The 6,730-nt window shown below is 65.6% G+C and carries 3 protein-coding genes and 1 pseudogene; 2 read left to right on the top strand and 2 right to left on the bottom strand.

Annotated elements, in window-relative coordinates; all coding sequences use genetic code 11:
• Positions 1 to 979: pseudogene (locus tag V7E05_RS03515) on the bottom strand (hypothetical protein); the annotation flags it as partial.
• 983 nt (positions 980 to 1,962) lie between these two features.
• Here V7E05_RS03515 and V7E05_RS03510 point away from each other — a divergent pair.
• Positions 1,963 to 2,493: a hypothetical protein gene (locus V7E05_RS03510; protein ID WP_333618290.1), complete on the top strand. Its 531-nt coding sequence runs from the start codon at positions 1,963 to 1,965 to the stop codon at positions 2,491 to 2,493.
• A 105-nt stretch (positions 2,494 to 2,598) separates the two neighbouring features.
• Here the strand turns inward: V7E05_RS03510 and V7E05_RS03505 are convergent, their stop codons facing one another.
• Positions 2,599 to 3,696, bottom strand: a complete 1,098-nt coding sequence (locus V7E05_RS03505; RefSeq protein ID WP_333618289.1) for a YihY/virulence factor BrkB family protein — start codon at positions 3,694 to 3,696, stop codon at positions 2,599 to 2,601.
• 525 nt (positions 3,697 to 4,221) lie between these two features.
• On the opposite strand from V7E05_RS03505, the gene V7E05_RS03500 reads away from it, so the two are divergent.
• The coding region (locus tag V7E05_RS03500; RefSeq protein ID WP_333618288.1) for a glutamate synthase central domain-containing protein at positions 4,222 to 6,730 on the top strand (2,509 nt) is incomplete at its 3' end.

The following is a 6,730-nucleotide window of genomic DNA, read 5'->3' as shown; positions in this document are numbered from 1 at the left end:
AGGAGAGCTGGTCCGAACCGGCGGGGAGCTCGTCAGAGCCGGACGAAAGCTGGTCGAAGGCCATGTCCGAGGAGATCTGTCCGAAGTCCGAGCCCGAGGACAGATCGTCGGAGTCCGAACCGGAGGAGAGCTGATCGGAACCGGAGGGTAGGTCGTCCGAACCCGAGGAGAGCTGATCGGAGCCGGAGGGTAGGTCGTCCGAGCCCGAGGAGAGCTGATCGGAGCCCGAGCCCGAAGAACCGGCGATGACGCCCAGGGAGGCCAGGATCTTGGAGCCCGAGCCGGATTCCGAACCCGGCTCGAGCGAACTCTGGACCGACTCGCTGTCGAGGGAGCCCGAGGAGAGCTGACCGAGGTCGGTCGCGGAGGAGAGCTGGTCCGAACCGGCGGGGAGCTCGTCAGAGCCGGACGAAAGCTGGTCCGAACCGGTGGGGAGCTCGTCGGAGCCGCTCGAGCCGAGGAGCGCGGAGACGTCGAGCTTGCCGAGCGAGCCGAGGTTGAGGTTGCCGCCCTCGATGGTCGAACCGGTGATGCCGCCCGAGCTGCCTCCGCTGAGGCCGATGATCAGCGCGAGGCCGAGGCCCAGGCCGGCGCCGGCCGCGAGAGCCGCGCTCGGGTCGATCTCCGGGAGCTGGACGCCGAGATCGGGGAGCTTCGGAAGCTCGATGCCGTAGTCGGCCGGGTCCGGGAGGTTGAGGCCGGGCCAGTCCTGCGCGGCGAGGTAGGCGGAGCCGCCGAGGGCCGTGGCGCCGAGCGCGACGGCGAGGGCGAGCTGGAGATTGCCGCCGCTGGAGGCCGCCGTGATGGTCGGCGGGGTGTAGGAGGAGCCGTCCGAGCCGATCCCATCGGGGTTCTCGGCGGAGAGCGCGCTCGAGCTGACATTGCCCGACTGCGCGGTGGCCGGCACGACCGCGCCGCTGGCAACGAGGGCGCCGGCCGAGATGGCGGCGATCACGGTGCGTGAACTGATCTTCTTCATGTCTCTTCCGATCTGCAGTTTCAAGGGCCGACTTTCGGCCATGAAGCCCCCTCGGATCGGGGAACAGATGAAACGCTACTCATATTTCTAAAGGAATCCAGGGCTCCGGATCGGCCTGAGTTTCGCCAAAGTCCTGCGATCGAGCACGCGAGGTAACGCCCGGCCCGCGCAAGCCGATAGCCGGCAAAATCGGCAGCTAGACTGCCGAAAAGGCGGTCACTAACAATGCCTGTTATATGTTTGTGATCTATCCACGTCTTGTTCGAAACTTCTCAAAAAATGTGACATAGATCACTCTCAAAAATCCACACTATACGTTCGCTGTGGACGTAAACGCCGCCCTGCCGTTACCGAAGCTCCCGTTCGGTGAACCTGGATTAACCTCTTACGCTCGCAAGATGCTCACCCTCGGATGTCGCGCCATACGGAGGAAAATGCCAGTTAGGCGCCTAGAAAAACATAATGATTTCACGCCAATTCCTGGCCTTCTTGGTTGATTCGGTCCGGTCCGGCGTGGGATCGCCCGGTCGAACGCGACGGGCGCGTATGTATGGCGACGGAGGCTGTAATGGTGTTGACGTCGTGAATAGCCGGCCGCCGTTCGCCGACCCGGACCTCTGTCATCGCTTATTGATTCGAGAATGATTCGGGGTTGGAAACTGCAGGCGAGCGCCAATTGTGCATGTCCGAAATGCAAAAACATAGCTATGTGGACTTCTGTCCAAGGAAATCATTTCGTGAGTGACAGGGCAGGGCACGGAAAATGACTAGATTAATCTTATGCAAATATAAGCTAATCGAACAACGATCGATCGCTACCTATTCCCTTTGGTCTCGCTAGGTGGCTCCGGCCCTGCGGCTGCAGGCTCCAGGGCCGCGTGACTAGCGGGGCTATGTAGAAGGCGCCCCTTCCCGATTACGGAAGTGTCACGATCCGCGAGAGAATTCGCAGTAGCCGGACGGGCCGGTTTAGCGTGGATGCCATGTTTGAAACGCCGCCGGACGAACGCGCGCGGCGCTCCCGTGGCCGGTGGGTGTATTCCTCACTGGCCTTGACGTTCGGGCTGCTCGTCGTGGTGGTCGTCACTGTGTTCGCCGGGAGTGCCGCTCGCGGTGTCACAGCCGCACTGGGTGTGCTCGTAGTCGCCACCATTTTCGTGTGGCTCTCCCCTCTGCGCCCGGGGAGGCACGTGCCCCTCGCGGACACTGCCAATGGCAAGCCGGAGATCGTCGTGCTCTGGCGCCCGGGCTGTTCTTACTCCGCTCGTCTGCGCCGCGAGACCGACCGCCGGGTTCCCGGCATCGCCTGGGTCAACATCTGGCGCGACCCGGAAGCAGCGGCCGTGTGCCGTCGGCTCAACGGGGGAAACGAGGAAACCCCGACAGTCGTGGTCGTCGACCGCGATATCTCGCACCCCACCGTGATCCCAGCGACAGCCACCGAGATCGCCACGGCGAATCGCGAACTCGCCGACGATTCGAACACTCACCAGCGCAACGACTTCGCCGCCTAGTGCGGGAGCCAATGAAAAAGACCCGGACGCCTGAGCTTCCGGGTCTTTTTCTTGCGTGGCGCAGCGGGCGCGCGCCCGCCAAAATATGGGAGAACGAGGGGGCGACTAGAGCTTGTCCTCGTCGCGCGCCTGCTCCACCCACACGTCGCGACGCAGCGAGGCGCCCTCGTCGATGAGCTTCCCGCGCTTCTCGTGCGCCTTGATCACCCCGGAGGAATCGACGAGCGGGAGCTGGATCTCGTCTTCGGCCGCGATGCCGGCGAGGAGCTGCCGCGAACGGGCGAGCTCGGCGTCGAGCTCGGCGCCGAAGAGGAGCGCGAGGTTCGCGATCCAGATCATCAACAGGAACATGATGATGCCGGCGAGCGAACCGTACGTCTGGTTGTAATTGCTGAAGGTCTGGAGATAGATGCCAAAGGCGAGAATCGCGATGGCAAGGACCACGAGCGCCGTGACTCCGCCGAGCGAGAGGATGCGGAAGCGCGGGCGCCGGACGTTCGGCGTGAGCTGGTACATCACCGCGAGCACGATGACGAAGATGACGAGCAGCGCAGGGATCTTGATCCAGCCCCACACGCGCAGCGCCTCCTCGCCGAGGCCGATCTGGTCGAAGATCGTCGTGGCGACGCCCCCGGACACCGTCAGCATGAGGGCCGCGACGGCCACGAGAACGAGCATCAGCGCCGTCACGCCCAAGAGGAGTGGGCGGAGCACCCAGATCGGACGCCCCTCCTTGACCTCGAAGATTGAGTTGAGCACTCGGCTGAACGCGCCGACGTAACCGGAGGCCGACCACAGGGCGCCGAGGAGACCGACAACCAGGGCGAGGCCGGCGGAAGGAGTGTTGACCAACTGCTCGATCGGCTGCTTGATGAAGTCCATGGTCTCCTGCGGCACGGAGCCCTCGAGCATGGACATGATTGTGTTGACCGTCGACTCGCCCTCGCCGAAGACGCCCAGGAGTGAGACGAGCGCGATGAGTGCGGGGAACATCGAGAGCACTGCGTAGTACGTGAGTGCCGCGGCGAAGTCGGTGCACCCGTCCGCAGTGAACTTCATCGCCGCGCGCTTGTAGGCGAGGAGTGTCGCGCGACGGCGCAGCTCGCTGCTCACCTTCTTGCCGCGGGGGAGGGTCTCGCGGAGGTACTCGACCGACGGCCGGGCGAGCGAATCGTCGTCGAATGGGGCCTCAGGATTGGACACGGGGTCTCGCTCGCTTTCGTCAGGGCCTGCGGCCCGTAGGTGACGGGCGTCGACCACGGAATTTACGGTCCGCATATTAGCGTCTCAGATTTCAGCGGTATTTGGCTGTACTAAGGCGGTATGGCGGGCTGCGATTGTGTCTCTCGGCTGGTCCGGGCCCGCTCCTGTCCGGGCCGGCCGTGCGCCGGCCCGGGTTGGTCCTGCACTGGTACTAGGCAGAAGTTCGTTCCGGAACCGTGCAGGGACCTTGCCGGCGCCGTTCCGGCGCCGTCTCGGGGCTGGCCGGGTGCGCACTCCACGCGGTGCGGAGGGGTACCGAGGGGGCATCGAGGGGCAGGTCACCGGTGCGAAATATCACATGCTGGGACAGTATCTGCACCTTGCGGGATTTTCGTAAACTCCCGAGTTAGGACGATGTGTGGGGCACCGCATATTATTTCCTGGGTTGAGGGACGATGGCTCCCCCTCCCCGTTCGCGGCGCTGCCCCGCCCGAGCGGATTCGTCGAGAAGCAAAGGCGTGTGAGATGACTACACCTCCAAGCCGCAAAGGCCTTTATCGTCCGGACTACGAGCACGATGCCTGTGGCGTCGCGTTCGTCGTGGATATGCACGGACGGAAGTCCCGCGACATCGTCGACAAGGCCATCAAGGCGCTGATCAACCTGGAGCACCGCGGAGCCGTGGGCGCCGAGGCGAACACCGGCGACGGCACCGGCATCCTCGTGCAGGTCCCGGACCGCTTCCTCCGCGAGGTCGTGGATTTCGAGCTGCCGGAGGCCGGCAGCTATGCGACGGGCCTGTGCTTCCTCCCACAGTCGCGGATTCTCACGATGGACACGATGCGCATGGTCGAGCGCGTCGCCGCCGAGCAGGGCGTCACCGTGATCGGCTGGCGCGAGGTGCCGTTCGAGGACTCGAGCATCGGCGCGATCGCGCGCGATGCGCTCCCGACGATCATGCAGATCTTCGTCAAGGCCGCAGGCCCCGGCGGAGAGCTGCTCTCCGACGTCGAGCTCGAGCGCAAGTGCTGGGTCGTCCGCAAGCGCTGCGAGCACGAGCTCGGTTCGCAGGGCGCCGGCGCCGGCGAGGTCGGCTCCGAGACCGTGTACTTCCCGTCGCTGAGCCCCCGGACGATGGTCTACAAGGGCATGCTCACCGAGAAGCAGCTCCCGGAGTTCTACCCGGACCTCCGCGACGAGCGCTTCGAGTCCGCCCTCGGCATCGTGCACTCGCGCTTCTCCACCAACACCTTCCCGGCGTGGCCGCTCGCGCACCCGTTCCGCTACGTCGCGCACAACGGTGAGATCAACACCGCCCGCGGTAACGAGAACTGGATGCGCGCCCGCGAGGCACTCATGGAGTCGGACAAGATCGAGGACCTGGGCAAGGCCCTCCCGATCTGCACGCCCGGCGGCTCGGACACCGCCCGCTTCGACGAGGCGCTCGAGCTACTCACGCTCGCCGGCCGCTCGCTCCCGCACGCGGTGCTCATGATGATCCCGGAGGCCTGGGAGCACAACACCACGATGGACGCCGCCCGGCGCGCGTTCTACGAGTACCACGCCTCGATGATGGAGGCCTGGGACGGACCGGCGTCGGTCACGTTCACCGACGGCACCATCATCGGAGCGACCCTCGACCGCAACGGCCTGCGCCCGTCGCGCGTATGGATCACCGACGACGGCCTCGTGGTCATGGCCTCGGAGGTCGGCGTGCTCGACATCCCGGACCACAAGATCGTCAAGCGGACCCGCATGCGCCCGGGCCGCATGTTCGTCGTAGACACCTCGAAGGGCCGCATCCTCACCGACGACGAGATCAAGGACGAGCTCGCCGCGCAGCACCCGTACGAGGAGTGGCTGTCCAAGGGCCAGTACCGGCTCGAGGACCTGCCGCCGAGCCCCAACGTGCCGATGCCGCACAGCCGGGTCGTCCTACGCCAGCGCGTGTTCGGCTACTCGGGCGAGGATCTGCGCATGCTCATCCAGCCCATCGCGGAGAAGGGCGCCGAGGCGCTCGGCTCCATGGGCACCGACACCCCGATCGCCGTGCTGTCGGCGCGGCCGCGCTCGTTGTTCGACTACTTCGCGCAGCGCTTCGCGCAGGTCACCAACCCGCCGCTCGACGCGATCCGCGAGGAACTCGTCACGAGCATCGAGAGCCTCCTCGGCGCGGAGGACGACATCCTCAACGTCGGCCCCGAGTCATGCCGCAAGCTCGTGCTCGACAACCCGATCCTCGCGAACTCCGAGCTCGCCTCGATCATCCACGCCAACGACAGCGGCGCGTTCCCGCAGTACAAGACCGCCGTGGTCTCCGGCCTCTACAACGTGGCGCACGGCGGCCGCGGCATGCGCATCGCGCTCGACCGCATCCGCAAGGAGGTCTCGCGCCAGATCGAGGACGGCGCGACCATCGTCGTGCTGTCGGACCGGGAGTCGGACGAGCGCAACGCGCCGATCCCGTCTCTTCTCCTGACGTCGGCCGTCCACCAGCACCTGGTGCGCGAGAAGTCGCGGACCCGTGTCGGTCTGGTCATCGAGACCGGTGACGCCCGCGAGGTCCACCATTTCGCTGCCCTGTTCGGTTACGGCGCCAACGCGATCAACCCGTACATGGTCTTCGAGTCCATCGACGAGCTCGTCGCCGAGGGCGACATCACGTCGGTCGACACCGAGACCGGCTGCAAGAACTTCCGCAAGGGCGCCGCCAAGGGCGTCACGAAGATCATGTCGAAGATGGGCATCTCGACGCTCGCCTCCTACACCGGCGCGCAGCTCTTCGATATCACGGGCCTCGCGCAGTCGCTGTGCGACGAGTACTTCACCGGCTCCGTGAGCCCGCTCGACGGCATCGATCTCGACGAGATCGCCGAGGACGTCGCCCGCCGTCACCGTTTCGCGTTCCTGTCCCGCCCGGAGGAGGTGGCGCACCGCGAGCTCGAGATCGGCGGCGAGTACAAGTGGCGCCGCGAGGGCGAGTACCACCTGTTCAACCCGGACACGGTGTTCAAGCTCCAGCACTCCACGCGCA

It is taken from the genome of Dietzia sp., assembly GCF_036741115.1.
Taxonomy (GTDB): domain Bacteria; phylum Actinomycetota; class Actinomycetes; order Mycobacteriales; family Mycobacteriaceae; genus Dietzia.
The sequence above is the reverse complement of the archived record's forward strand: the minus strand, read 5'-3'. Positions and strand labels throughout refer to the sequence as shown.